Source organism: Streptomyces sp. TRD_SC_5 (genome assembly GCF_056836825.1).
On sequence record NZ_JBWZZS010000001.1, the window covers coordinates 6,447,142 to 6,473,001 of the forward strand.

Consider the following 25,860-nt stretch of genomic DNA (forward strand, 5'->3'; position numbering starts at 1 on the left):
GTCAGGTGGTCGCATGGTGGTTCCTTGTCGTGCGCTGTACGGCGCGATGTGCTGCGGCGACCTGCGCCGCGTAGGTGTCCAGGCCCTCGAAGCCGCTGCCCGGCAGGCCGGTGAGGCGCGGCAGCAGGTCGCCGAAGGCGTTGACCTCGCAGACGGCGAAGCGGCGCCAGCCGACGGCGGGCAGCAGGTCGACGCCGACGCAGAGCGTCCGGGGGAAGCAGGCGGCGGCTCGCTCGCACACCTCCATGGCCTCGTCCCAGCTGCCGCCCGCCGAAGCGATGGCGGCGCGGACCTCGTCGAGGTCGCCTCGCTCACCGCCCAGATGGAGGTTGGTCATGGGGGAGCGGCTGGTGCGTACGACGGCGTGCGTCGCCCGGCCGCCCATCACGACGACCCGCAGGTCGGCGGCGCGGCCCCGCTGCGCGGCCTTGGGCAGCCAGCGTTCGATGTGGAGCCCGTCCGGGGCGAGCGCGTCCACGATCGCCGCCACCTCGCCCTCGGTCGTACAGCGGCGTACCCGCAGGGAGTTGAACAGCCGGCCCTGCGGGTCGCGTTCCACTGATGTGGTGGCCCGTACGCGGCCGGAGCCGTGGGCTTCCACGGCCAGTACGCCGGAGGCCGACGAGCCGTGCGCCGGCTTGACGAAGGCACGTGGCATACGGTGCGCGCGCAGAAGGTCCCGTACGTCCGCCCAGCCGCGTACGACAGGTGCTGTTGCCCCGGAGGTGGGCGAAGAGGGCACGGGAATGCCCGCGTCGTGCAGCACGGCGTGGCACAGCCGCTTGTCGAACAGCACGGCCAACTCGTCGGGGTCGTCGAGCAGGGTGCAGCCAGTGGCTGCCCGGCCCACTTCCCGTACGGCCGCCGTGAACCGCTCGTACCAGCGGGCCGATCCCTCCACGCGAGTGCCGTCGCCCACGCCCCGCAGCAGGCGCTCGACCTCGGGGTCCTCGCCGGGCGAGTCGATCCGTACGGTCTCGCCGGGCCGGAACGAGGCCCGGCCGCCGAGAACCTCCAGCCAGGGGACAACCCGCGCGGCGGGGAGCCCGGCGGCGGCCACGGCGTCCTGGAACAGGGCGACGCGACGGTTGGCGGGGTTGCCGACGACCGCGAAGCGCGGCCCCGCGCCGATCGCCCTACTCGTCGACGGCGACATAGCGGGGTTCGTCGTCCTCGGGGTCCCAGTAGTCGGGCCCGTCGAGGTCCAGCCGCACGCCGTGCGGTTCGAGCGTCTTGCGTATGCGCTGCTGGATGGACTCGGTGATGTAGTGGTGGTGCAGGTCCAGTTCGCTCAGGTGAGTGAGCGGCTGGCCGTCGAGCAGGGCCTGCGCGCCGGTGTCGCTGAGGGTGCCCATCGACAGGGCGAGCGAGTCCAGCTGGGCGACGACGGGTGCGGCGGCCACCGCTGCCGCGATCTCGTCCTGGATCTCGCTGTTCTGCACACCCAGGTGGCGCAGGCGCGGAAGCGCGCCGCCCGACAGCAGGGGCGAGAGGTCCGCGACCGTCGCATCCCCTCCGTAATGCGTGACACCCAGCCACAGCTCCAAGCGCTCCAGGGCGGGCAGGCTGGAGGCGGCCACGGCGCGGACGACGGAGCCGGGCAGGCCGCCGGATTCGAAGCGCAGCACCCTCAGCGCGTCGTGGCGCACGGGCCGCAGGGAGAGCACGTCCGTATCGGAGAGCGATTCGCCGCAGCCGCGCACGATCAGCTCTTCGAGCCGGGGGAACGCTTCGAGGCACGGCGTGATGTCGGTCATCTCCAGCCAGGACACCTCGCACTCCTCACTGATGACGTCGGCGAGGAAGAGGCCGCGCAGCGCGGGAAAACGATCGGCGTCCGCGAGAGCCCGGTCAAGAACGGGTCGCAGATGCTCGTAATCGTCCTGCCACCAGGGGCCGATCAGCAGCGCCCTCACCTGCGTGGAGTCGACGGAGTCGAGGAAGCGCGGCCACAGCTCGGTGAACGGCTCGTCCTCGTCCCACAGACAGTCCAGGCGCCAGGCCACGGAGCCGGCGGGCGGAAGAGGCAGGGCAGGCGGGTCACCGGGCTGGGGCAGTGTGAAGACGGGAAGCCCGTTGAAGGTCTCGGGGTGTTCGATGTCGGTCACGGCCGGGTCACTCCGCGACCGCGGTGTAGCGGCCTTCGGCGCCGCCGTTGTCCCACGGCTCCAGGCGGTCCGACAGGTCGACGTCCACGCCGTGCGGCTCCAGGGACTCGGCCACCCGTTGCTCCATCTCCTCGGAGAGGAAGTGGTGGCTCAGGTCGAGGCGTTCGAGGTGGGTGAGCGGCTGTCCTTCGAGCAGCGCGGCTGCTCCCTCGTCACCGAGGGTGCCGTTCGACAGGTCGAGGGTGTCCAGCCGGGCCACGACGGGGGCCGACGCCACAGCCGCTGCGATCTCGTTCTGGATCTCACTGTTGCGCAGGCCGAGGTGACGCAGTCCGGGGAAGAGGGCGCCGGAGAGCAACGGCGCGAGGTCGGCGACCTCCGTGTCGCCGCCGTACTCGGAGACGCCGAGCCACAGGTCCAGGTGGTCCAGGGAGGGCAGTTCGCTTTCGGTGATGCCCCGCACGACCGCCGCGGGCAGGCCCCCGGATTCGAAGACGAGCGAGCGCAGCCGCTCGTGCCGTACCGGCGGGAAGCGGAGGTCCTGACCGCCGCGTACGCCGAATTCCAGCAGGCGGGGGAAAGCGCTGAGCAGCCCCGTGACGTTGGACTGCTCGATCCAGGAGATCTCGGCCTGCTCCTGGGTCAGGTCACCGATGAACAGGGCCTCCAGGGAGGTGAGCCTGTCGGCCGCGGCGATGACGAGGTTGATGGGGTAGCTCGAATTCGCGTCGTAGCACTCGCCCCACTGGCCGATGATCAGCGCTCGTACCCCCGAGGGATCGACGGCCTTGAGGAACTCCCCGAAACTTTCCTCCCATGTCCCGTCTTCGTCCTCGTACGGGTTCACGGAGATGCGCCATGCCACGGAGCCCGCGGTCGGCAGCGGCGTGGGGGAGTCGGGACGAAAGTCGACGGCCGGGAGGCCGAGCAGTTCCTGCAGATGGTCCACACCGGACATGGCCCTGGTCTCCTGACGCTGTGCGAGCTACTGACGTGCGAAAGGTTTATCAAGCGGGACTGACAATCCCGCGAGCGGGTTGGTCTTCGCAGGTCAGGAGCGATTGTCAGACCCTGGCCGTAGCGTTTTCCACGTGGCCGGCACACGGTGTGCGGCCCGGGAGGGGAGACAGCCATGTACCGGCAAGGGGACGTACTGATCATGCCGTTGGACGAGTCGGCGGTGCCGGAGCGGCTGGCGGAGGCCTCCGGTGAACGGCGGGACGCCAGGGGCCGGTTGGTGCTGGCGCTGGGTGAAGTCACGGGGCACGCACACGCGGTGCAGGGCCCGGGAAGGCTGCTGCGGGAGGCAGGCCCCTTCGATCCGATGCTGCTCCATCTCCCTGAGGGCGGGCGGGTCGTGCACGAGGAGCACGCGGCGATACCGCTGCCCAAGGGCTGGTACCGGGTGGTGCGCCAGCGGGAGTACGTACCGGGTTCGGTCCGGATCGTCGCGGACTGACCGCCCGGCGCGGGAACCATGCCCCACGGAACGACGGGGCCGGTGATCAGAGTCAGGGATCAGGATCAGGGACCAGGGTCAGGGATCAGGGGACAGGGAATTCGATGCAGCATGTGAACACTTGGCGGACCGTCGCGGCGGCGACCGGTGCGGCGGACCGCGCGGCCGCGGAGGAGGGCGTGCGGGTCGCCTACCGCACGGCGGGCCTCGCGGAGCCGGAGCGGATCGTCTGGGCCGCCTCGCCCAAGGAGGCGGTCGAGACCGTCGAACGGCTCTCCGGTGTGGGACGGTCGGTGCGCGACGACGTGCGTACCGGGCCGTGGGCGGAGGAACGGAGGCGGCTGCACGACGAGTTGGGCCCGGCGGGCTGGGCGGCGTTGTGGTCCGCCACCGGCGCCCAGTTGTGGGACACCACCCGCGAGCTGGCCGAACGGATACGCACGGGTGTCGTCGCCGAGCTGGCGGAGCGGCCGGAGGACGAGTCCGATGTGCGACTGGTGCTGCTCGACGCGGTGCTCGGCCAGCACGACGCCGCCTGGCTCGCGGCGTTCGACGGTCGGGGCGAACGGCTCGCGGGGCTGGCGCAGGTCGCCAGGCACGCCGGCTGGTGGTGGCCGTACGAGAACGCCGTGGTGATCAGTGAACGGCCGGTGGAGCTCCACCGCGACGAAGCCGGGCGGCTCGACCGGGGCGACGGCCCCGCCCTCGCCTTCCCCGACGGCTTCGCGCTGTACGCCTGGCGCGGTATGCCCGTACCCGCGGCGTTTCTGGACGAGCTGTCGTTGTTGACGCCCGCTCGCATCCGCGCCGAGGAGAACGCCGAGCTGCGCCGCGTGATGCTGGAGCACTACGGCTACGACCGCTATCTCAGCGAGTCCGACGCCGAGCCGGTGCACCGCGACGAGACCGGCGTCCTGTGGCGCATAGCCCTGCAGGGCGACGAGGACGTGGTGATGGTCGAGGTGGTCAACTCCACCCCGGAGCCGGACGGCACACACCGTACGTACTGGCTGCGCGTGCCGCCCACGACGAAGACCGCGAAGGAAGGAGTGGCCTGGACGTTCGGGCTCGGCCAGGAGGCGTATGAACCGGTGCGGCAGACCTGAGAAGGCCGTACGCGCGCTCTAGGAGGAGAGGAGGTCGCCCGGTCCGATCAGGTCCGTGTTGCCTTCCGTCGTGCAGGCGTGGGCACCCGCCCGCGCGCCCAGGCGGGCGCACTCCTCCAGGTCCCGGCCGGTGAGGCGCCCGTACAGGAATCCGCTGACGTACGCGTCCCCGGCGCCGTTGGAGTCCACCACCGGGCCGGGCGGCACGGTCGCCGGGACGGGGCGCGGGGTGCGGCTGCCGTCCCGCGTCAGCAGGTACGAGCCGCCCGCGCCCGCCGTTGCCACCACGGCCTCGGCGCGGCCCTCGCGCAGGATGTCGCGCATCACGGCGGCGATTCGCTCGCCCGCGCCCGCCGCGCTGAGGAACACCAGGTCGGAGCGGAGAGCGAACTCCCTGTGGTGATCGGCGAGTCCGTCCCAGTCGTGCAGATCGGTCGAGACGGGAACGCCCAGTTCCTCGATGTCGTCGAGCAGGTGCCGGGCGAAGTTCATGATGGACAGGTGGACATGCCCGGCCCGCCGCACTTGGGGGAGGTAGAAGTCGCGGGGCATCCGCAGATCGCCGGGGTCGCGGGCGTCGTAGAAGGACATCCGGCGGCCCGTGGCACTGTCGACGAGGTTCACCGCTCGTCGGGTGCCCGTCGGTGAGATCAGCGGCTCGAAGTCGACACCGCCCTTGGCGAGCCGCTCCCTGACCTGGCCGCCGGCCCAGTCGTCGCCGATGAAGTCGAGGAATTTCACCTCGAGTCCCAGAGCCCGGCAGCCCAGCGCGACATTGCCGCCCGTGTGCCCCGGCCACTCGCGGATGGGCGGCACGCCGAACGAGTCGGCGAGCGGTACGGGCAGCGAGTCGACGCGGACGACCGTGTCCACCCCGCTGCCGCCGACGACCAGGACGTCGTACGCCGCGTGCTCAGACTGCTGTTCAGACACCGCAACCCCTTCCAGCTCCGCTGCGCACAGTATGGCTGGTACGGAGAGGTGACAGGGCTGGAGTGGCGCGACCGGTCCGGCGGCTCCCGGTGCTGGGATGGCCTCCTGCCTCTGGAAGGACCACTTTCATGCCCGTACATACGGCCCTCACCGCTGCTGTGCTCACCGGCGGACTGCTCATCGGCGGCGCCACCCCCGCCTTCGGGGCAACCCGTGCGGCAGCCCCTGCGGCCACCGCCCCCGCCGCCGACACAAGCACCGTCTCCGTGGGCGGCGAGGGCAGAGCCTCGGCCGCCCCCGACATGGCGGTCCTCACCGCCGCCGTCGAGGCCACCAAACCCACCGCGAAGCGGGCCCTGGCCGCCCAGACCGCAGCCGCCACCGCGCTGCTCGCCGCCGTACGCGAACAGGGCGTCGCCGACCGCGACGTACAGACCGAGAGCCTTTCCCTGAACGCCGTCTACCAGCACACCGACCGCGCCTCCAAGCTGACCGGCTATCAGGCCGGCCAGTCCTTCACCATCAAGATCCGCGACATCGCCAGGACCGGCGCCGTCGTCGAAGCCGTGACGGCTGCGGCGGGCGACGCGGGCCGGATCAACGGCGTCACCTTCGACGTGGCGGACCCGGCCGCCCTGCGTGCCAGGGCCCGCGAGGCCGCGCACGCCGACGCGCGGGTGAAGGCCGAGCAGTACGCGCAGCTGAGCGGCCGCAAGCTGGGGCGGCTCGTGTCGCTCGCCGAGACGGGCAGCGGCGTGCACCGCCCACTGGAGGTGCCCGGCACGGCGTTCGACGAGGCGAAGGTGCCTGTGGCGCCCGGTGAGGTCAGGAACGAGGTCAGCGTCACCGCGGTATACGAACTGGACTGACCCGTACCGGCTGCCCTGACCCGTACTGGCCGTACTGGCCGTACTGAACCGACGGCACCGGACGGGGCTTCAGCGCGTCGCCGCCGCCAGTGCCGCGCGGTCGAGGCCCAGTTCGCGGGCGAGCGCGTCGTCCGTCCACTCCAGCATGGCGGTACGGGACAAGGACCCCGCGTACGAGGTCATCTGAACGGCGAGGCCGTCCAGCAGGGCGGTCAGCCGCCAGGCCGCGGACGCGGGGTCCTCGCACCGGAACTCACCGGCTTGCGCACCCTCGGCCATCACGTCGGCCAGCGCCGCCTTCCACTGCTGGTCGAGGTCACGGGCCACCTCGCGCAGTGCCGGCTCACGCAGCGATGCCGCCCAGCTCTCGATCCACAGCTTCCACCCCTTGGCCTGCCCGGTGGGCGCGTACCAGCGGATCGCGGTGCGCAGCCTGCGGACAGCGCTGGTCCGACGGCCGAGCAGCTTGCGCAGCTGGGCGAGATCGCCCTCGGCGGCGTACGCGAAGGCGGCCGCGACGAGCTTCTCCTTGGTCGAGAAGTGGTAGAGCACCAGCGCGTTGCTCACGGAGAGGGCCGACGCGACATCGGCGATGCGTACGGCGCTCACGCCCCGCGCCTCGATCTGCTCGACCGCGGCGCGCAGCATTTCCTCGCGCCGTTCCTCCACGCTCAACCGGACTCTTGCCACGCGGGTAACCCTACACACGGGACGCCTGACCAGGCCGGTCACGCGGATTTTGACGAGCCCTTGACAGCGCGCTGTGGCGCGGGCCACAGTCACCTCTACTGACTGGCCATTCAGTCAGTGCGGAGTGTGAAGTACGAAGTGCCGCGCCTGTACGCAGTCCCCCGTACCGCCGTAGGAGTCAGCCCCGTGACCCAAGCACCTCCCTCCCGGACCGAAACGACAGCCGGCGCGCCCGCCGCCGGAGCGTCGCCCGACCTCTCCGAGGGCTGGGGTGAACAGCGCGGCAGGCTCCGCAAGGACTTGCGCCGCCTCGATGTCCTCTTCTTCCTCATATGTACGCTCGTCGGCCTCGACACCATCGGTTCGGTGGCGGCGCAGGGACCCCAGGGCCTGACCTGGATGGCGATCCTCGCCGTCGCCTTCTTCCTCCCGTACGGGCTGCTCGTCGCCGAGCTCGGGTCCGCGTTCCCGGTCCAGGGCGGCCCGTACGTCTGGACGCGGCTCGCCTTCGGGCGGCTCACCGCCGGCCTCAACCAGATCCTCTACTGGATCTCCAACCCCGTCTGGGTGGGCGGCAGCCTGTGCATCATCGCCCTCACCACCTGGGAGGAGTTCTTCACCCCGCTGCCCGGCGGCTGGAAGTACGCCGCCGGACTCGTCTTCATCTGGGGCGGGGCGCTCGCCGTCGTACAGTCCGTACGAATCGGCAAGTGGGTGCCGATCGCCGGTGCGATCGCCCGGATCGTCCTGCTCGGCTTCTTCCTCGTCTCCGTCGTCGTCTTCGCCGCCGAACACGGGGTGCACACCCTGCCGGCCGGCGAGTTCGCCCCCACCTACGTCGGCTTCGTCGCCCTCGTCCCCGTCCTGATCTTCAACTTCGTCGGCTTCGAACTCCCCAGCTCCGCCGCCGAGGAGATGCAGAACCCGCGCCGTGACATCCCCCTGTCGATCCTCCGCTCCGGTCTCGCGTCGCTCGTCCTGTACGGCGGACCCATCCTCGGTATCCTCTTCGTTCTCCCCAGCGAGGACATCGGGAGCCTCGGCGGCTTCATCGACGCCTGCAAGGCCGTCTTCACGGTCTACGGAGGCTCGATCGCCGCCGACGGTACGGTCACCCTCACCGGCGCGGGCTCCGTCTTCGGCGGGATCGCCGCTGCCGGTCTCATCATCGGGCTGCTGACCAGCGGCGTCACCTGGGCCATGGGCGCCCACCGGGCGCAGGCCGTCGCCTGCGCGGACGGGGCGGGCCCGGCCTGGCTCGGCGCGATCTCCGAGAAGCACGGCACGCCGGTACGGGTGAACCTGCTGTCCGCCGTCCTGGCGTCCCTCCTCTTCGTCGTAGCACTCAACCTCTCCGGCGGTGACGGTGAGAAGTACTTCGCGGCCGGCCTCGGCCTGACGATCAGCACCACCTTCATCTCGTACGTCATCACCTTCCCGAGCCTTGTCGTGCTGCGCCGCAAGTATCCGGACGTCACGCGGCCGTACGCCGTCCCGGGCGGCCGGGCCGGAGCGTGGCTCGTGACCTCGCTCGCGACCGGGTTCGTCGCCTTCACCGTGGTCGTACTGATCTGGCCGGGCTTCGGCGTGGGCTGGTTCGGTACGGAGGGGACGGCCGCGGCCTCGCTGCCCGAGGCCTTCGCGGGCGAACGGCTCCAGTACACGCTCAGCCAGGTCGTACCGCTGCTGCTGTTCCTGGTGATCGGGCTGGTCTTCTACGCGCTGGGCGCGAAGACGCGGCGCGCCAAGGGGTGAGGCGTACGGGATAACGTGCGGCGCATGGGCGATGCGTACGTATGGGTGGCCGACCTGGAGGCCAGGCCGGAGGAAGCCGCCGTGCTCGCCGGCCGGGTCATGGACTGGCTGGAGCACCGCGGCATCGTCCGGGGCGAGCTGACGAACTGCCTGCTCGGCGACGAGCTCGGCAGGGCGCCGGGGCCGCACGCCGCGCGTGCCGTCACCGAGGGGGAAGCGGTGACGGTGGGCGGGGCGTGCGGCGTCGGCATGGAGATCGAACGCCGCGTGTATGTGTGCGCGGATCTCTGGACGGCCACCTGCCCGGCCTGCGGCGCCACGACCGAGCCGGCCGAGCGCGGCCCCGATATGTGGACGCGCGCGTGGGCCCCATTGCTCGACGATCTGTACGCCTGGTTCGGGGGTACGGGGCCGGGCAGCGGGGCCTGTGTGCGGTGCGGTGAGCGGTCCGGCTTCCTCGCGTGGAACGTCGACCCGCCGGTCGCGGTGGCCCACTTGGGGATGGTCCTGTGGAACTGGCCGCCGCTGTCGGCGCGGTTCCTGGCGGAGCTTTCGGTGGTGCTGGGCGGCCACCGGTTGGTGACCGCGCGGACCACGGTCTGAACGATGCCCGCCACGGACGGCCCCGCGGGGCTTGGCTCCGCCGCGTGAGGGCGCTTCGGCCGGCCCCGGTCCTCAAACGCCCGGACGGGCTGAATGCGCCCGGGGGTTGCTGGGGCGCTGCCCCAGCCCCAGTGTCCGCCGCGCGGCAGATCCAGCGCGCCCCTGGTAATTCCAGCCCGTCCGGCGTTTGGGGGTGGGGAAGAGCCCGCCGCAGGCGCCCCGCGCTACCGCACCGCCGGCCGCCCGTACACCTGCTTGCCGAGCCACTGCCCGCCGTCCACCGTCAGGCACTCGCCCGTCAGGTACGACGCCCGCTCGCCCAGCAGGAACAGCGACGCGTCCGCGATCTCCGCCGGGTTCGCGAAACGGCCGGCCGGCACCGTCGCGAGCACCTCCGCCCGCGCCTCGTCCGTGGCCCACAGCGCGGCGCTCGCGCCCGCCGTTTCGGTCGGTCCCGGGGCGATGCAGTTCAGCCGGATGCCGAGGGGGGCGAGTTCGACCGCGAGCGTACGCGTCATGGCGAGGACGCCGGCCTTCGCGGCGGCCGAATGGACCGTCCCAGGGTGACCGTGCCAGGCGTACGTCGCGATGACCGAGAGCACCGACCCGCCGGTGCCCTGCTCGCGCAGCTGCCTCGCCACGGCGCGCGTGCAGTAGTACGAGCCGTTGAGGACGATGTCGACGACCGCGCGCCAGCCGTTCGGGCTGATGTCGATGCCGGGTGCGACGAAGTTGCCCGCGGCGTTGTTGACCAGGCCGTCGAGCCGGCCGAAGCGCGCCGCGGCGGCCGCCACCAGCGCGTCGACGGCCTCCGGGTCGCGTACATCCGTCGGTACGGGGAGGGCTTGGCCGCCCTCCTTCTCGATCAGGGCGACCGTCTCCTCCAGCTTCCCGGGCGTACGGCCCGCGACGACGACCCGGGCGCCCGCCGCGCCCAGCGCGAGGGCGATCGCACGGCCGATGCCGCTGCCGCCGCCGGTCACGACGTACGTACGCCCTGCGAACTCGTCATTGGTCTTGTCATCGGTCTTGCTCAACGGAGCACTCCATGCGCATCGAGGGCGATCGCACCGCCCGGGTGGACCAGCAGGGGATTGACTTCGAGCTCGGACAGTTCCGGATGCTCCGCACCCGCACGCGCGAGCGCGCACAGAGCCGCGGCGGCCGCGTCCAGATGTACGGGCGGCGCGCCGCGCCAGCCGGTCAGCAGCGGGGCGTGGCGCAGCGACAGCAGCAGCTCGCGGGCGCGGTCCGCAGTGAGCGGCGCGAGGGCGACGGCCGTGTCGGCGAGCAGTTCGGCGGTGACCCCGCCGATGCCGACCATGGCGACGGGGCCGAAGGCGGGGTCGCGCCGTACACCGGCGATGAGTTCGACTGCGTACGGGGGAGACGCCATCGCCTCCACGGCGTAGCGGGCGGCCCGGGTGGTGGACCGCATCCGCGCGAAGGCGGTGCGCAGGCGGCCCTCGTCGGCTATGCCGAGGGCGACGCCGCCCGCCTCCGTCTTGTGGGCCAGGCCCATCGCCTTGAGTGCCAGGGGGTAACCGGTGCGGTGTGCGGCGTCGGCCGCCTCGTCGGCGGTGGTCACGAAACCGGCCACCGGGAAGGTGAGTCCGTACGAGGCGAGCAGCTCGCGCACGGTTTCGTAGCCGCCGTCGGACACGGCGAACGAGGCGGAAGAGGCCGGAGGCGGCGACGGGGCCGCGGCCACCACAACGGTGGCGCGTAGCCGCGCCGTTGCGGCCAGGGCGGTCGCGGCCTGCTCGATCCGCTCGTACACGGGCACGGCGTGAGCGCGCAGTACGGCGAGGGCGGGGGAGTCGCGCGCCATGGTGTGCACGACAAGCTGCCGCCCGGACTCCCGTGCCGCTGACGCCAGTTCGCGTGCGACCTCGCACTCGTGGTCGGCCTGGGCGGGGTTGGCGGTGGCGTAGTCGCCGAAGTAGCCGGTGAGTACGACTGCGTCGGCGTCCCCGCCGGACAACAGCGCCCGGGCGATACGCGCGTAGTTGCCCAGATCCGCCTCGCCCGCCCCCGCGAGATCGACGGGGTTGCCGCAGGCGGCTCCCGCCGGCAGACGGGCGGCGACTTGGCGCGCGGTACCGGCCGAAAGCCCGGGCACGTCAAGCCCACGCGCCGTCAACGCGTCGGCCGCCAGAGCCCCTTGACCTCCACTGTCTCCGACGACGGCGACGCGTAGACCACGCCGCCGTGCGCTTGCCGGCTCCGGGCACCCACCGGCCGCAGGCCGCCGCTCGGAGGTCGCGGAAGTACCCCGGCCGTCGGCGCGGTCGGTGGTGTCCCGGCCGTCGGTGCGGTTGGTGATGTCCTGGGCTTCGGCGGCAGCGGCGGTGTCCTCTGCGCCGGGAAGCGCTGCGGCGGGTGGGCCGTCGACCGGGCCGGCCTCGTATCCCGGGCGGCTCCCGGATGCCGGCTGCCGCAGCGGAAGGCCGCCTGCCCGCACGCCCAGTAGACATACCGCTGTATCCACAAGCTCCCCCGCCGTGTCCAGCAGCAGCGCCCCCGCGTCGCGGCACATCGCCTCCACCGTCGCGCGGGTGCTGACCAGGGCTCCCGTGTGAGACGCCGCCGCGCGGCCCGAGGCCTCGCTGCGGCCTACCGTCAGCAGGAGCACGGGTTTGCCCGCCGCGGCGGCCGCGGTCAGGGTGCGGGCCAGGTGGCGGCCGTCGCGGAAGTCCTCGACGTACGCGGCGACGACCCGCGTGGGGCCGTGCGCGATCAGCGCGTCCAGCGCGTCCGCCGCGTCGATGTCGCGCTGGTTGCCCAGCGACACGAAGCGAGAGAAGCCCTGCCCGGCGCGGGCCAGGAGCCTGCCGATTTCCAGGGCCAGATTGCCGCTCTGCGACACGAGGCCCACCGCTCCGGCCGGGAAGTCGCCCCAGCTCAGACGCAGGGCGGTCGTCGTGTCCACGACGCCCATGCAGTTGGGGCCGAGCAGCCGCGCGCCGCCGGCCGCGACCAGGGAGGCGAGTTCGCGCTCCTCGTCCGCGTTCGTACCGCCCGACGTGATGACCGTGAAGCAGCGGACCCCCACCGCGAGACCTTCGACCACCAGGGGCCTGACCTGCCGCGGAGGTACGGCGACGACGACGTGGTCCGGCGGGTCCGGCAGGTCGTCCAGACCCGTCCGGAACCGTACGCCGCGCAGTTCGCCGCCGCGCCGGTTCACCAGGTGGACCGTACGGCGATCACGCCCTTCCAAAGCTCCGGAGGCCAGCCAGTATCCCCACTTCGCCGGGTTGGCGGAGGCGCCGACGACCGCTACGGACCTGGGGTCGAAGAGGGTGTCCAAGCCGAGGCGTTCGACGCGTCCGTCGCGTTCGCTGCGCGTCACCTGTACCACCCGAACCGCTCCGCGATCACCGGCAGGCGGTCCGCGACGATCGCGTGCGCCGCGGCGCGCGGCGTCGTGCCGTCCGCCTCCGCCCGTGCCAGCATCTGGTCGATCAGCGCGCGCATCGAGCGCCGCGTGTACGCGAATGCCTCGTCCGCGTCGGCGCCGATGTCGCCGAACAGGGTCCACCACCACCAGGCGTTCGTACCGGAGTTGACGACCACGTCCGGCAGGACGCTCACCCCGCGCTCCGCCAGCAGCTCCTCCGCCTCCGGCCGCACCGGCATGTTGGCCGCCTCGACGATCCAGCGGGCGGTGCTGCCGATCCGCTCCTGGTTGGTGGCATCGACGGCGTACGAGACGGCCGCCGGAACCAGCACCTCCGCCTCCACGGACAGCCAGGCGTCGCCCGGCAGTTCGACGTCCCCGAGGCGCAGCACGCCCCGGTCCACGGCCCCGTACGCGTCCCGGGCGGCGAGCAGTGCCTCGACGTCCAGACCCTCCGGGTTGGCGACGGTGCCCTTCACATCGGCCACCGCGACGATCTTCAGCCCCGCGCGGGACAGGAAGCGGGCGGTCGCCCCGCCCATCGTGCCCAGGCCCTGTACGGAGACACGCGTGCCCTTGTACGCGACCCCGGCGCGGTCCAGCGCCGCGAGCACCGACTCCGCCACCCCGCAGCCGCCGACCAGCTCGTCGAGCCCGATGCCGTCGACCTCGACGGCGAACGCGTCGGCGAGCCGCTGCCGCGCCGCCTTCTCGTCGTCGAGCAGCGGGTAGACGGCCTGGATGGACGAGACGAGACCGGCCTCCGCGGCGGCCTTTTCGACGATGTCCTGGGTCAGGCCGAGGTCTTCGCCGGTGGTCCAGAAGTTCTCGATGTGAGGACGCATCGCGCGCAGGTAACGCACGAGAACGCCGTACGCCTCGGGGTCCCGGGGGTCGCAGTCGATGCCGCCCTTTGCGCCGCCGAGCGGGATGTAACGGCCCTTGGCGTTGTAGTGGAGGGCCTCCTTCATCGTCATGCCGCGGGCCAGCCCCGCGACCTCGTCGAGCGTGCAGCCCTCGCGCATGCGCAGGCCGCCGCTGGAAACACCGCGTACGAGCCGGTCGACGACGAGGAAACCCCGGCGCCCCGTGACGTGATCGGTCCAGGTCTGCGAGATCAGGGGGGCGTTCATACGATGGTCTCCTCGGGAACGGTGATGACGGTCGGGCCGGGGGTGTTCAGCGCCCGCGTCAGCGCCTCGGCGAGGGCGCCGGGGGACGCGGCGTGCGTGCCCCCGCCGCCGTACGCGCGGCAGAGCGCGGGCAGGTCGACGCGCGGCAGGTCGACGGCCGTCGGCGTATCGCCGCGGGCGTTCATCTCGTCGCGGATCTCGCCGTATCCGCCGTTGTCGAAGACGACGACGGGGAGCGGGTGCCCGAGCTGCGCGGCGGTGGCCAGTTCCTGCACGGTGAACTGCAGCCCGCCGTCGCCGCTGAGCGCCACGACCTGCCGTCCGGGGTACGCCGACTTCGCGCCGATGGCGGCGGGCAGGGCGTATCCGAGCGTGCCGAACCCGGTGGGGTGGAGGTAGCGGCCACGGGGGCCGACGGGCAGGTGGGGGATCGCGCCGTAGTAACAGCACTGCGCGCTGTCCGAGGTGATGACGGCGTCCTCGTCCAGCACGCCCCGGATCGCGCGCAGGTACGGAATCCACCGCGCGTCCCGCCCCGCCGTCTCCGCGTCCCGCCGACCGCGCAGCGCGGCGACGGCGTACGCGGCACCGGCCTCGGCCGCGCCCCCCGGCCCGAAGGCGGCGTCGAGTCCCGGAATGGAGGGGTGGCGCTCGCCAGTGGCCCGGGGCGCCCCGCCGCCGTTCGCGACCGTGGGGCGCAGCTGCCCGACGGCCTCACCCAGGGCCCCGAGCGCGTCCCGTGCGTCCCCGACGAGTGCGACGTCCGTCGGCAGACCGGCGTACATCTGCGCCGGGTCCACATCCACCCTGATCAGCACGGAGCCGAGCGCCAGTGGCGTTGCCGACCACAGGTCCGACTCGGCCAGCTCCGTCCCGACCGCCAGGACGACATCGCACTCCGTCAGGGCCTTCCGCACGGACGGGCTGTGCAGCGAGACGCCGAGCGACAGCGGATGGGACTCGTCGACGATCCCCTTGCCGTTGGCCGTCGTGACGACCCACGCGCCCAGTTCCTCGGCGAGGGCCAGGCACTCCGCCGCCGCGCCCCGCGCGCCCCCGCCGAGCACCAGCGCGGGACGGCGAGCCGCCAGCAGGTTCGCGGCGGCCTCCCGGGCGGGCGCGGCGCCGGGCCGCCGCTCGGCTGACGGCGGTGCGAGACGTACGCCGCCCACCGGCTCGGCGGCCTCCAGGAGGTCCAGCGGTACTTCGATGTGCACGGGACGCGGGCGTTCGGTGCGAAAGAGCGTGAAGGCCCGTGCGACCGCCGAGCCGATCTCCTCCACCGTCGACACTCGGTGGCTGAAGGCGGCGACCCCGCGCAGCGCTTCCGTCTGGCTGCGCATTTCGTGCAGCATGCCGGTCGGCTGCCGGGGGTGGCGCAGCGGCATGCCCGGCGAGACGATGAGCAGTGGCACGCTGTCCGAGTACGCCTGACCGGCCGCCGCCGCGATGTTGAGGAGGGCGGGCCCGGTGGTGGTGACGGCGACACCGGGGCGGCCGGTGACGCGGGCGTAGGCGTCGGCGGCGTATCCGGCGCCCTGCTCGTGGCGGGGCGTCACGTGCCCGATGCCGTACGGCTCCAGATGCCGGTACACCTCCAGGTTGTGCGTGCCGGGGATGCCGAACGCCGTGCGGACGCCGTGCGCCGCCAGCGCCCTGACGAGGGCTTCGCCGCCGGTCATGGCGGCCTCGGGGCCGTAGCGCCCGTGGGGTGCCACCTTGGGCGTACCCACGTCAGACGCTCCGCGAGATGACGAGACGCATGATGTCCGAGGTCCCCTCTTCGATCTCTTCGAGCTTCGCGTCGCGCATCCACTGCTCGACCGGGTACTCGCGCGAGTAACCCCAGCCGCCCAGCGTCTGGACGGCTGCCCAGGTGCAGTACGCCGCCGTCTCCGAGGCCGTCAGCTTCGCCATCGCCGCCTCGGCCGTCGCGTCGAGCCCCGCGTCCAGGCGCTTGGCGGCCCGCCAGGTCATCAGCCGGGCCTGCTCGATGCGCGTGCGCATGTCGGCGAGCCGGAACGCCACCGCCTGGTGCTCGATGATCGGCTTTCCGAACTGCTGCCGCGTCTTCGCGTAGTCACGGGCGTATTCGTACGCGGCCCTGGCGACGCCCGTGGCGGCGGCGCCCAGCACGGCGCGCGAGATGTCGAACGTACGCATCAGCCCGGTGAAGCCCGCGCCCTCGTCGCCGAGGCGGTCGGACTCGGGCACGAAGGCGTCCGAGAAGAAGATCTCGCGGCAGACGATCGCGCGCTGGCCCATCTTGCGCATCGGCTCACCGAACACCACACCCGGCGTGTCCTTGCGGAACAGGAACGCCGTCACGCCGCGCGAGCGCAGGGAGGGGTCGGTCTTGGCGAAGACGACGTACTGGCCGGCCTCACCGGCGTTGGAGATCCACGACTTCTGGCCGTTGACGCGGTAGCCGCCGGCGGTGCGCGTCGCCGTCGTGACGATGGACGCGGCGTCGGAGCCGGAGCCGGGTTCGGTGGTCGCCAGGGACGTCATCGGGGTGTCCGGCCCGGTGAGCGGGGTCAGCCATTCCCGCTTCTGCTCCGGGCTGCCCAGTTCCATCAGGGGGTCGGCGAAGAAGCCGTTCGAGCAGAGCAGGTTCCCGATGCCCAGGTCTCCGACGCACAGCTCTTCCTGGACGAGGCACTGGGTGAAGACGTCGGTGAAACCGCCGCCCCCGTACTCCTCGGGGAGCATGAAACCGGTGATGCCGACCTTGGCCGCCTTGCGCCACAGGTCCCAGGGGGTCTCGATGTCCGCCTCGTCCACGGCGCGTGCCCGGGGCCTGATCTCCTCACGCGCGAAGGTACGGGTGAGTTCGACGATGTCGCGCTGCTCCGCGTTGAGCGGAACGAGCTCGGTGGGGAGGTCGGACATGGGTGCCTCCAGGCACGACGACGGTGTCTGCACGATCTATTAACTGAACCGTCAGTCAGTATCTGGACCCGGACGCGCCCCTGTCAACGAGATCGGTTACTGAACCGTCGATCAGTTCACGCCATGCTCCGAGGCAGCCCCGCGGCCCGTTCCGCACGACGCCGGATCCCCGCCGCGCGCGGCTTCCCGTACCCGGTCCTGTAATGGTTCCGTTCCCGCGCTGTCGTACCGGGCGCTCATAATGGGAAGGACACTGAGCCCCTGGAGGTCCTGTGACCGGCGCCGACGCCCTGCTACCGCTGCGCTCCCGGCTGCGCTCGCTGCGGACCGCCCCCTTCGGCGCGGATCCGGCGGGGGAGCGGATGGAGCGCATCCGCCGTTCGCCCAACTTCGCCGACGGGGTCTTCCGCAATCCGGTGGGCGCGCGGACACGGCCCTCGGGCTCGGCGCTCGAACTGATGAAGGTCTACTTCCGCAAGGAGGAGCGGCGCCGCCGGGCGCCGGCCGGTCCCGTACCCCTGCACGCCACGACCCTCGCCGACCTGGCCGGGCCGCCCGCCACAGGGCTGCGCCTCACCTGGATGGGTCATTCGAGCGTGTTCGCCGAGATCGACGGGCGGCGCGTGCTCTTCGACCCGGTGTGGGGAGAGCGCTGCTCCCCCTTCTCCTTCGTCGGGCCCAAGCGACTGCATCCCGTCCCGGTCCCGCTGGCGTCACTGGGCGCGCTCGACGTCGTAGTGATCTCCCACGACCACTACGACCACCTCGACATGCCCACGATCCGCGCGCTCGCCGGCACCCGAACCGTCTTCGCGGTGCCGCTCGGTGTCGGAGCCCACCTGGAGCGCTGGGGCGTACCGGCCGACCGGGTGCACGAGCTGGACTGGAACGAGACGGTGAAGATCGCCGGGCTCAGCCTGACCGCGACCCCCGCCCGCCACTTCTGCGGCCGCGGTCTGCGCAACCAGCAGCACACGCTGTGGGCGTCCTGGGCCGTCGCGGGACCGGAGCACCGGATCTACCACAGCGGCGACACCGGATACTTCGACGGCTTCAAGGACATCGGCTCCGAGCACGGCCCGTTCGACGCGACCATGATCCAGATCGGTGCGTACAGCGACTACTGGCCCCAGAACCACACGGACTCCACACCGCTTCCCGGAGCGTGGCCGGACATTCACATGTCGCCCGCTCAGGGTGTTCAGGCACACCTTGACCTGCAGGGAGACCAGCCGCACGGTGTGCTGCTGCCGATCCATTGGGGCACGTTCAGTCTGGCGCCGCACGCGTGGGCGGAGCCCGGGGAGTGGACAAAGGACGCGGCTGAAGGGGTCGGGCAGGTGGCGGCGTTCCCCAGACCCGGCGAGCCCTTCGAGCCCGCCGGAACCCTCCCCGTTGATCCCTGGTGGCGAGCCGTGTCCGCGCCCATCGCGCACCCGTGGCGCCGCCCCGAAGGACCGCACGTCACACCGGAGGTCACCAGGGGTGATCTCGACTTCGCCGGTGATCGGTGACGCCGGCCATGGACGATCTCAGTGGTCGGCCCGCGAAGAGCGCCGGGTAGCCGCCGAGGCGAGTGACCGGTACGGCGGCGATGGCCGGCGCCGGCACGTGTGGGAGGCGGGCCGGCGGGGCGGGCCGACCTCGAAGACGGTGAGGACCCCTCTCTGGGCGGCCCGGCATCCGCAGCGCATCCGCAGCCTCATCGGAGAGCCCGTCCGGAGCTGCGGGAGCCGTCCGTTTTTCGGTCTGTAGTACGAGGCGTCATACCAGAGCGGGACGCTGTGCGGGCAAGTTTGGCAACAGCGCGTCGATCATGAAAGGTTGCCGACTACTGTGAGTGCCCGGTGATCAACATGGGGCCACATCACCCAAGTTGAGCCCAGACCGACAGTGGTCGAACTGACGCAGCATGCCGATCCCTGGGGCCCCACGTACTGAGGACACTGATGTCTCAACTTCGCGCACCTGCCGCGCGCGCAGACCGCCGCGAGGGCGGGCGGCACGGACGGCCGGGCGCCCGGCCCCATCCCGCGCAGCCGATGCCCGATGTCCACATACGCCCGCAGCTCCTGCGTGCCGCCGTACTCCCGGCCGTCGTCGTCGCCCTCAGCGGCGCAGCGGCCGTGCTGTTCACCCTCCGCGCCACCGCCGCCGAGCCGACACGCAACTTATGGGTCGCCCTCGCCGGTGCCGGAGCGCTCGTCGTCGTCTCGCTGGCGGCCGCCGTCGTGGGCGCCGACCGGGCGGCCAAGACCGTGCTCGACCGCTGCAACGCACTGCGCAGGGCCGGCGCTCGCGGGCAGGCCGACCTGCGCACGGTCCTCGAGCAGTTGCGCCGTGGCGAGGGGCCGCCCGCCCGCCGTGCGCCGCCGCCCGGCGCACCGGGCGGTGACGAGTTCGACCGGCTGGAACTGGAGATGGCGCGGGCGCACGAGGCCGCCGTGGCCGCCGTCGTGCAGGCCTCGCAGCTGTCCAGCAGCGCGGGTACGGACCAGATGGTCGAGGTCTTCGTCAATCTGGCCCGCCGGCTCCAGTCGCTCGTACACCGGGAGATCCAGCTGCTCGACGAGCTGGAGAACGATGTCGAGGACCCCGAACTGCTCAAGGGCCTCTTCCACGTGGACCACCTCGCCACCCGCATCCGCAGGCACGCGGAGAACCTCGCCGTCCTCGGCGGCGCCGTCTCCCGTCGCCAGTGGAGCAACCCGGTGACCATGACGGAGGTACTGCGCTCCTCGATCGCCGAGGTCGAGCAGTACTCCCGGGTCAAGCTGGTGCCGCCCGTCGACGGCACGCTGCGCGGCCACGCCGTCGCCGATGTCATCCACCTCCTCGCCGAACTCGTCGAGAACGCCACGGTGTTCTCCGCCCCGCACACCACCGTGCTGCTCCGCGCCCAGCACGTCACCGCGGGCCTGGCCATCGAGGTCGAGGACCGTGGCCTGGGCATGCCCGTCACCGAGCAGAACAAGATGAACGCCCTGCTCCACGACCCTGACAACGTCAACGTCGGCCGCCTTCTCCAGGACGGGCGCATCGGCCTCTTCGTGGTGTCGGCGCTGGCCCGCAGGCACGGCATCTCGGTCCGGCTCCAGGCCAATATCTACGGCGGCGTGCAGGCCGTACTGGTGCTGCCGCAGGGGCTGCTGGGCGGCGGGGAGGAGCAGGACGGTCCGGGCCGGGCGACGGCGGCCGAGACCCGGCGGACGGTCCCGGTGCCCGCGCCGACCGTGAACGCTTCCTCTCAGACTCCCGGCCTTGGACCTGTCGCCCCTGGATCTGTCGCTCCCGGACCTGTCGGCCCTGGACCCGTTGCCCCCGGGCCCGTTGCCCCCGGACCCGCCCACGCGGTCCCCGCTCCGGCCGTGAACGGCAACAGCCACGCACCGCTCCCCGTGCGCGGCGCGCAGGAGGAGCGGCCCACCCCGGCGGCGGCCCGACCGGGCATCGACCGGTCCGTCCACCCCGGTTTCTCCGCCGAGCCGGTGCACGCGCAGGCCCAGCCCCGCTCCGACGGATACGTACGCGACATCACGAGCCGCCCCAGCCTGCCGAGGCGCCGCAGCCAGGAGAACCTGGTGCCCCAGCTCAGGGAAGCGCCGGCCGCGCCGCAGGACGACGAGTATCCCGCCCTCCACGACCCGGGGCTGATGGCGGCCTTCCAGCGGGGCATCGGCCTGGCGGAGGCCCAGCCGGACACGCACCCCGCACCGCACCCGGACAACTACCCCGCACCGCAGCCGTACCACCCCAGCGACCCGTGCGAGAGCGACGCGGGCTGACCACTGCCTGCGCCTCCCGCTCCCTTCCCTCCTCCCCCCACCCGCGGTACCCCAAGGAGTAGATGCACCATGGCGAGTGATGCGCCGACCGGCCAAGTCCCCGATCTCGACTGGCTGTTGAGCGGGCTGGTCCAGCGTGTTCCGTTCACGCGCAATGCGGTTCTGCTCTCCTCCGACGGCCTGGTGAAGTCGGTCCACGGCCTCGACACCGACAGCGCCGACCACATGGCCGCCCTCGCCTCCGGCCTGTACTCGCTCGGCCGCAGCGCCGGTGCCCGCTTCGGCGACGGCGGCGAGGTCCGCCAAGTCGTCGTGGAACTCGACTCCACCCTCCTCTTCGTCTCCACCGCCGGCTCCGGAACCTGCCTCGCGGTACTCGCGGGGCGCGAGGCCGACGCGGCGGTACTGGGATACGAGATGGCGATGCTCGTCAAGAGCGTGCGGCCGTACCTCGTCACACCGGCCAGGCAGCGGGCGGGCGTGCCGAGCGCCACGGGACGCTGATGGGGCCGCTCCCGCAGGACGGGCCGTGGCTCGACGACGCGGCCGGCCGGCTCGTCCGCCCGTACACGGTGAGCGACGGCCGCACCCGCCCCACGACCGCACTCGACCTGCTGTCCATGGTGCGGGCCACCGGGGTGGAGCCCCTGATGCATCTCGGTCCCGAGCACGCCCAGGCACTCGGGCTGTGCGCACGTCCCACCTCGGTGGCGGAGATCTCGGCGTATCTGCGGCTGCCCGTGGTCGTCACCAAGGTGCTGCTTTCCGACCTCGTCGACTGCGGAGCGCTCACCACCCACGCGCCCCGCTTCGACACCCAGCCCAACGACCTCACCCTGCTGGAGGCAGTGCTCGATGGCCTACGACGACGGCTCTGATCTGTTTCCCACCGCACTCAAGATCCTCGTCGCGGGTGGGTTCGGCGTCGGCAAGACGACCTTCGTGGGAGCGGTCAGTGAGATCGCACCACTGAGTACGGAAGAACTCCTCACCCAGGTGAGCGTGGGGACCGACAGCCTGGAAGGCATCGAGGACAAGTCCACGACGACCGTCGCCATGGACTTCGGCCGCATGACCCTCGACGAGCACCACGTGCTGTACCTCTTCGGCACACCCGGCCAGGAGCGCTTCTGGTTCATGTGGGACGAACTCTCCAAGGGCGCCCTCGGTGCCGTCGTGCTCGCCGACACCCGCCGGCTCCAGGACAGCTTCGCGGCGCTGGACTTCTTCGAGCGGCGCGGCATCGAATTCGTCGTGGCCGTCAATGAGTTCGACGGCGCTCACCGCTACGAACCCGAAGAGGTACGGGCCGCCCTCGACCTCACGCCGGAGGTCCCGGTCGTGCTGTGCGACGCCCGTATCGCCAGCTCGGGGATCAAGACGCTGGTCACTCTCGTCCGGCACCTGCTCACCATCACCCCTGCCTCGCCGAGCCACGGAAACCATGGAGCACCCGCATGACATACGACCGGATCGGCCAACTGCTGCTCACCCCCGCCGATCCCGAGGCTCCCGCGCGCGTGCGGCGACTCCATCAACTCGGGCTCGGCGACCGGGCCGTACCCGCTTTCGACACGTTCGCGGACCGGCTCGCCGAGGTGACCGGAGCGCCGTACTCCATGGTCAACTTCATTGACGAGAACCGGCAGTTCTTCGCCGGACTGCACACCCCGGCCGGGACGCACAGCGGCACGGACCTGGGCGCGGTCGCCGCCACGAGCCGCATCGGCCGGTTCCTCGCCCGCGATCACGGGTACTGCCCGCATGTCGTCGCGCGGCGCAAGGCACTGGTCCTGGAGGACGTCTGCGACTACCCGCGCTTCGCGGGAAACCCGGTCGTCGACGAGATCGGCATCCGCTCGTACATGGGAGCGCCCGTCATCGACCGTACGGGCATCCTCCTCGGCACGGTCTGTGTAGTCGACACCGAGCCGAGGCAGTGGGGGCGGGCGGGACTGGAGACGATCAAGGCGATGGCGGCGGAGCTGGCCGAGCTGATCCGGCGCCGCGAGGACGGCGGCATCTGACCGGCCGCCGCGACGGCGCGCCGAATGTTCTGGACGACCTGTTGACCATGGCTGCGGCCAGTCATCAGCGTGGCGACACCTTGTGAGAAAGCGCTTTCTGAAGTGCGTCGCTCAGAGTAGGTTCCCGCCGACAAGGGGGTCAATGGACAGGTAGAGGTCTGGTGTGAGCCGCGCTCCCCCGGGGAGAGTCAGCCCCAGTACCCGAGCGCATACATCAGCAGACACCAGGAGGCGTGCCCGATGACCACCGCACACCGCACGGGAACGGCGACCGCAGGCGACGGCGCACAGATCGCCGCGTACACCTGGCTGCCCGAGAACGGCAGGCCGCGCGCCCTCGTCCAGATCGCCCACGGCGCGGCCGAACACGCACTGCGCTACGACCGCTTCGCCCAGCACCTGGTCTCCCACGGCTACGGCGTCATCGCCTCCGACCATCGCGGCCACGGCGCGACCGCGGCCGCCACCGGTGGTTACGGCGTGGTCGGCGAGAACAGCTGGCGCGCGATCGTCGACGACCTCAAGGCGGTCGGCGACCAGGCCAGGGCGCTGCACCCGGGCGTCCCGGTCGTCCTGCTCGGCCACAGCCTCGGCTCGATGCTGGCCCGTGACTACGCCCAGGAGTACCCGGACGGCCTGGCCGGTCTCATCCTCTCGGGCACCTTCCGTACGCTTCCGGGAGCCGAGCTCCAGGAGTCGATCGCCGGCCTGGAGGCGGAGATCGCGGAGCGCGGCCGCACGGCGCTTTCCTCGTACATCCCCAATCTTTTCTCCTCCTTCAACGACGCGTACGAGCACCGCACGGGCTTCGAATGGCTCTCGCGCGACGAGGCCGAGGTCGACGCGTACGCGGCGGACGAGCGCTGCGGCTTCGCCTTCAGCGCCGGTCTCGCGCTGGACTGGGTGCACGCGGTCCGCAAGATCAACGACCCGCGCAATCTCGCCCGCGTCCCCGCCGACCTGCCCGTCCACATCGCCGTCGGCACGGAGGACCCCTGCCACCAGCGGATGACCCTCGTCTACGAACTCCTGGAGGACTTCCGCTACCTCGGCACGGAGGACCTCACCTGGAAGGGGTACGAGGGAGCCCGCCACGAGATCCTCAACGAGACCAACCGCGAGGAGGTCCAGGACGACCTGACCGCCTGGCTCGAAAAGCGCGTCTGATTACGCGGCTGAGTACGCGGCGCGAAATGCGGTTCGTGACCACCGGCCCAAGTGCGGTATTGTTCTCAAGCGCGTTCAGCCGGGGGAAACCCCAGGCCAGACGGGCATCGGGACGTGGCGCAGCTTGGTAGCGCACTTGACTGGGGGTCAAGGGGTCGCAGGTTCAAATCCTGTCGTCCCGACCAGCGTTTCTTCGCAGGTCGGAGGTCGTATCGGAGCAATCCGGTACGGCCTTTTCCGTTTCCCGGGAGCTCGGGAGAGCGGACTATTCGGCCGCGACAGGAACGCTGTCGGCAGTGACGCCCGCCGCTGCGTGCACCGTGAGGTGGTAGACGGCGAAGGCACGGCCGATCACCGGCTGGGCGACATTGCGCACGCGCACCCCGCCGCTGGTCATCCCGTGCTCGGTGCCCAGGTGCGCGTGGCCGTGGACCGCGAGATCGGCCCCGGACTCGTCCATCGCCTCGGCCAGCAGATAGCTGCCCAGGAAGGGAAAGATCTCCGGGGGCTCACCCGCCAGGGTGTCCGGCACGGGCGCGAAGTGCGTCAGTGCGATGCGTACGGCGCAACCGCGCTCCTTCAGCTCGTCCAGGGAAAGCCGCAGGCTCTCCGCGCAACGCCGGGAGTACCGGATGAACTCCTTCATCACCGGTTCGCCGAACTCGCCGCCGCTGCGGCCGGCGAACCCCCCGCCGAAGCCCTTGGTCCCGGCGACACCGACCCGTACCCCGCCGATGTCCAGCACGGTCGCCTGCCCCTCCAGCACGGTCACGCCCGCCTCGCCGAGCGCATCCGTCACCTCGGCCTGCTGGTCGCTGTGGTAGTCGTGGTTGCCCAGCACGGCCACCACCGGCACGTCGAGCCCGGCCACCTCCCGGGCGACCACCGCGGCCTCCTCGGCCGTGCCGTGCCGCGTCAGGTCACCCGCGAGCAGCAGCACGTCGGCGGAGTCCCTGATGGTTTCGAAGGCGGGCCGCAGTACCCCCGCGCTGTCCAGCCCCAGATGAATGTCGCCGACGGCCGCGATCCGGATCACGCGAGCTCCTCGGAGTGGTCGGGTGCGGTCGCGGAGACCACGATCAGGTCCTCCCGCAGCGGGAGTCCCGCCAGCTCGTCCTCGGCCATGCGCAGGATCTCGCTTCGGCAGGCGGCGCTGGAGACGGTGCCGGCGATCAGGACGCTGCCTCCGCGCAGCTCTATCCGTACGCCCATCTCGGCGTAGTCCCCACTGGCCAGATGCTCCCGCAGATGGGCGATCCGGTACTCGGCGGCGGATGTGTCGTTCACGGCCCTGCCTCCCGTGGCTCGATGACGTCCAGACGCTCGAGAAGGTAGAGAAACGCGTCCGGCATGGGCGAGTCCTGATGCTCGCGGCGCAGGCGCCCCCAGTCGATCTTCTCCCGCAGGATCCGTGCGATCGGCAGTACGGCCCCGAAGTCGCAGTGGTGCTCGGAGAAGGCGTGGAGCTGGCTGCCCATGAGGTCGGTGGGCGACAGCACGGGCATGTGCACGGAGTCCACCGGGAGCGTCAGCGCCCGGCTCAGCAGCTCCCTGGTCACCGGCTGCCGGGCCAGTTCGAAGATCAGGTCGATCTCCTCGCCGTGACTTCGCGCCTTGATCAGCCAGTCCTCCGGCGGGACGCGCACCTCAATCCCGGCGGCCTCCAGAGCCTCGGTCACGTCCTGCGCGTCCTCGCGCAGAATGCAGAAGTCGGCGTCGTGCTGGAAGCTGGCCGGCACGCCGTGTGCGTACGCCGCGACGCTCCCGACCAGCGCGAACGGATACCCGCCGCTCTTCAGCCTGGCCGCCACGTGCTTGGTGGCCTCCAGGATGGCCTGTGTGCGGTCCGGCGGCAGCGGCCAGGCGCTGCCGTACGACGCTCCCGGGAGCGGTCCGACGGGTCCGCTGTTCACAGCTCTCCCCGCCGTCA

The 25,860-nt window shown here is 71.7% G+C and carries 25 protein-coding genes and 1 tRNA gene; 13 read left to right on the top strand and 13 right to left on the bottom strand.

Annotated features, from left to right (window positions below; genetic code table 11):
• Position 1: 1 nt before the first annotated feature.
• From AC1P0E_RS29490 to AC1P0E_RS29500, 3 genes are read right to left on the bottom strand one after another with little or no spacing between them, the layout of a single operon-like run.
• Entirely contained in the window at positions 2-1,156 is a 1,155-nt protein-coding gene (locus tag AC1P0E_RS29490) for an STM4014 family protein (RefSeq protein WP_482745146.1), read from the bottom strand.
• Entirely contained in the window at positions 1,137-2,108 is a 972-nt protein-coding gene (locus tag AC1P0E_RS29495) for an STM4015 family protein (RefSeq protein WP_482745147.1), read from the bottom strand. The genes AC1P0E_RS29490 and AC1P0E_RS29495 overlap by 20 nt, the downstream gene beginning before the upstream one ends.
• A 7-nt stretch (positions 2,109-2,115) precedes the next feature.
• Positions 2,116-3,066: an STM4015 family protein gene (locus AC1P0E_RS29500; RefSeq protein ID WP_482745148.1), complete on the bottom strand. Its 951-nt coding sequence runs from the start codon at positions 3,064-3,066 to the stop codon at positions 2,116-2,118.
• A 174-nt stretch (positions 3,067-3,240) separates the two neighbouring features.
• Here AC1P0E_RS29500 and AC1P0E_RS29505 point away from each other — a divergent pair, with 174 nt between their 5' ends.
• Both AC1P0E_RS29505 and AC1P0E_RS29510 read left to right on the top strand, forming a co-directional pair.
• Positions 3,241-3,567, top strand: coding sequence for a hypothetical protein (locus AC1P0E_RS29505; protein WP_482745149.1), 327 nt, complete (start codon positions 3,241-3,243; stop codon positions 3,565-3,567).
• A 104-nt stretch (positions 3,568-3,671) separates the two neighbouring features.
• A complete protein-coding gene (locus AC1P0E_RS29510; protein ID WP_482745150.1) occupies positions 3,672-4,673 on the top strand; it encodes a DUF6745 domain-containing protein in 1,002 nt (333 codons plus the stop codon).
• 18 nt (positions 4,674-4,691) lie between these two features.
• Here the strand turns inward: AC1P0E_RS29510 and AC1P0E_RS29515 are convergent, their stop codons facing one another.
• A complete protein-coding gene (locus AC1P0E_RS29515; protein ID WP_482745151.1) occupies positions 4,692-5,606 on the bottom strand; it encodes a carbohydrate kinase family protein in 915 nt (304 codons plus the stop codon).
• 128 nt (positions 5,607-5,734) lie between these two features.
• Here AC1P0E_RS29515 and AC1P0E_RS29520 point away from each other — a divergent pair, with 128 nt between their 5' ends.
• Entirely contained in the window at positions 5,735-6,475 is a 741-nt protein-coding gene (locus tag AC1P0E_RS29520) for an SIMPL domain-containing protein (protein WP_482745152.1), read from the top strand.
• A 69-nt stretch (positions 6,476-6,544) separates the two neighbouring features.
• Here the strand turns inward: AC1P0E_RS29520 and AC1P0E_RS29525 are convergent, their stop codons facing one another.
• On the bottom strand, positions 6,545-7,165 hold the full coding sequence (locus tag AC1P0E_RS29525) for a TetR/AcrR family transcriptional regulator (RefSeq protein WP_482745153.1): 621 nt from the start codon (positions 7,163-7,165) through the stop codon (positions 6,545-6,547).
• A 186-nt stretch (positions 7,166-7,351) separates the two neighbouring features.
• Here AC1P0E_RS29525 and AC1P0E_RS29530 point away from each other — a divergent pair, with 186 nt between their 5' ends.
• Complete coding sequence (locus tag AC1P0E_RS29530) at positions 7,352-8,920, top strand: APC family permease (RefSeq protein WP_482745154.1); 1,569 nt, start codon at positions 7,352-7,354, stop codon at positions 8,918-8,920.
• A 24-nt stretch (positions 8,921-8,944) separates the two neighbouring features.
• The gene (locus AC1P0E_RS29535) at positions 8,945-9,523 is read left to right on the top strand and encodes a hypothetical protein (protein ID WP_482745155.1); all 579 of its coding nucleotides are present in this window, start codon (positions 8,945-8,947) and stop codon (positions 9,521-9,523) included.
• Between the two features lie 224 nt (positions 9,524-9,747).
• Here AC1P0E_RS29535 and AC1P0E_RS29540 read toward each other — a convergent pair whose 3' ends face one another.
• Genes AC1P0E_RS29540 through AC1P0E_RS29560 form a run of 5 tightly spaced genes read right to left on the bottom strand, consistent with a single transcriptional unit; the run spans position 9,748 to position 16,951 of the window.
• A complete protein-coding gene (locus AC1P0E_RS29540) occupies positions 9,748-10,560 on the bottom strand; it encodes a glucose 1-dehydrogenase (RefSeq protein WP_482745156.1) in 813 nt (270 codons plus the stop codon).
• Positions 10,557-12,878, bottom strand: a complete 2,322-nt coding sequence (locus AC1P0E_RS29545; RefSeq protein WP_482745157.1) for an acetate--CoA ligase family protein — start codon at positions 12,876-12,878, stop codon at positions 10,557-10,559. Before AC1P0E_RS29545 ends, AC1P0E_RS29540 begins: the two co-directional genes overlap by 4 nt.
• Positions 12,875-14,059 carry a Glu/Leu/Phe/Val dehydrogenase dimerization domain-containing protein gene (locus tag AC1P0E_RS29550; RefSeq protein WP_482745158.1) on the bottom strand — a complete coding sequence of 395 codons (1,185 nt, stop codon included), beginning with the start codon at positions 14,057-14,059 and terminating at the stop codon, positions 12,875-12,877. Before AC1P0E_RS29550 ends, AC1P0E_RS29545 begins: the two co-directional genes overlap by 4 nt.
• Positions 14,056-15,792, bottom strand: a complete 1,737-nt coding sequence (locus AC1P0E_RS29555; RefSeq protein WP_482745159.1) for a thiamine pyrophosphate-dependent enzyme — start codon at positions 15,790-15,792, stop codon at positions 14,056-14,058. The genes AC1P0E_RS29550 and AC1P0E_RS29555 overlap by 4 nt, the downstream gene beginning before the upstream one ends.
• Before the next feature lies 1 nt (position 15,793).
• Positions 15,794-16,951, bottom strand: coding sequence for an acyl-CoA dehydrogenase family protein (locus tag AC1P0E_RS29560; RefSeq protein WP_482745160.1), 1,158 nt, complete (start codon positions 16,949-16,951; stop codon positions 15,794-15,796).
• Positions 16,952-17,223: 272 nt separating this feature from the next.
• On the opposite strand from AC1P0E_RS29560, the gene AC1P0E_RS29565 reads away from it, so the two are divergent.
• The 8 genes from AC1P0E_RS29565 to AC1P0E_RS29600 all read left to right on the top strand — a co-directional run bounded on the left by AC1P0E_RS29565 (position 17,224) and on the right by AC1P0E_RS29600 (position 24,115).
• Positions 17,224-18,465, top strand: coding sequence for an MBL fold metallo-hydrolase (locus AC1P0E_RS29565; RefSeq protein ID WP_482745161.1), 1,242 nt, complete (start codon positions 17,224-17,226; stop codon positions 18,463-18,465).
• A 435-nt stretch (positions 18,466-18,900) separates the two neighbouring features.
• The gene (locus AC1P0E_RS29570; RefSeq protein WP_482745162.1) at positions 18,901-20,736 is read left to right on the top strand and encodes a sensor histidine kinase; all 1,836 of its coding nucleotides are present in this window, start codon (positions 18,901-18,903) and stop codon (positions 20,734-20,736) included.
• 69 nt (positions 20,737-20,805) lie between these two features.
• Positions 20,806-21,240, top strand: a complete 435-nt coding sequence (locus AC1P0E_RS29575; protein WP_482745163.1) for a roadblock/LC7 domain-containing protein — start codon at positions 20,806-20,808, stop codon at positions 21,238-21,240.
• Positions 21,240-21,614, top strand: a complete 375-nt coding sequence (locus AC1P0E_RS29580; protein WP_482745164.1) for a DUF742 domain-containing protein — start codon at positions 21,240-21,242, stop codon at positions 21,612-21,614. Before AC1P0E_RS29575 ends, AC1P0E_RS29580 begins: the two co-directional genes overlap by 1 nt.
• Positions 21,592-22,197 carry a GTP-binding protein gene (locus AC1P0E_RS29585; RefSeq protein WP_482745165.1) on the top strand — a complete coding sequence of 202 codons (606 nt, stop codon included), beginning with the start codon at positions 21,592-21,594 and terminating at the stop codon, positions 22,195-22,197. The genes AC1P0E_RS29580 and AC1P0E_RS29585 overlap by 23 nt, the downstream gene beginning before the upstream one ends.
• Positions 22,194-22,763: a GAF domain-containing protein gene (locus tag AC1P0E_RS29590; protein ID WP_482745166.1), complete on the top strand. Its 570-nt coding sequence runs from the start codon at positions 22,194-22,196 to the stop codon at positions 22,761-22,763. The genes AC1P0E_RS29585 and AC1P0E_RS29590 overlap by 4 nt, the downstream gene beginning before the upstream one ends.
• A gap of 240 nt (positions 22,764-23,003) precedes the next feature.
• Entirely contained in the window at positions 23,004-23,930 is a 927-nt protein-coding gene (locus tag AC1P0E_RS29595) for an alpha/beta fold hydrolase (RefSeq protein WP_482745167.1), read from the top strand.
• 108 nt (positions 23,931-24,038) lie between these two features.
• Positions 24,039-24,115 (top strand) — tRNA-Pro (locus AC1P0E_RS29600).
• A gap of 80 nt (positions 24,116-24,195) precedes the next feature.
• Here the strand turns inward: AC1P0E_RS29600 and AC1P0E_RS29605 are convergent.
• The 3 genes from AC1P0E_RS29605 to AC1P0E_RS29615 are packed head-to-tail and all read right to left on the bottom strand — an operon-like array spanning position 24,196 to position 25,843.
• Positions 24,196-24,966: a metallophosphoesterase family protein gene (locus AC1P0E_RS29605; protein WP_482745168.1), complete on the bottom strand. Its 771-nt coding sequence runs from the start codon at positions 24,964-24,966 to the stop codon at positions 24,196-24,198.
• The gene (locus AC1P0E_RS29610; protein ID WP_482745169.1) at positions 24,963-25,217 is read right to left on the bottom strand and encodes a hypothetical protein; all 255 of its coding nucleotides are present in this window, start codon (positions 25,215-25,217) and stop codon (positions 24,963-24,965) included. Before AC1P0E_RS29610 ends, AC1P0E_RS29605 begins: the two co-directional genes overlap by 4 nt.
• Entirely contained in the window at positions 25,214-25,843 is a 630-nt protein-coding gene (locus tag AC1P0E_RS29615; protein ID WP_482745170.1) for a nucleotidyltransferase family protein, read from the bottom strand. The genes AC1P0E_RS29610 and AC1P0E_RS29615 overlap by 4 nt, the downstream gene beginning before the upstream one ends.
• Between the last annotated feature and the right edge of the window lie 17 nt (positions 25,844-25,860).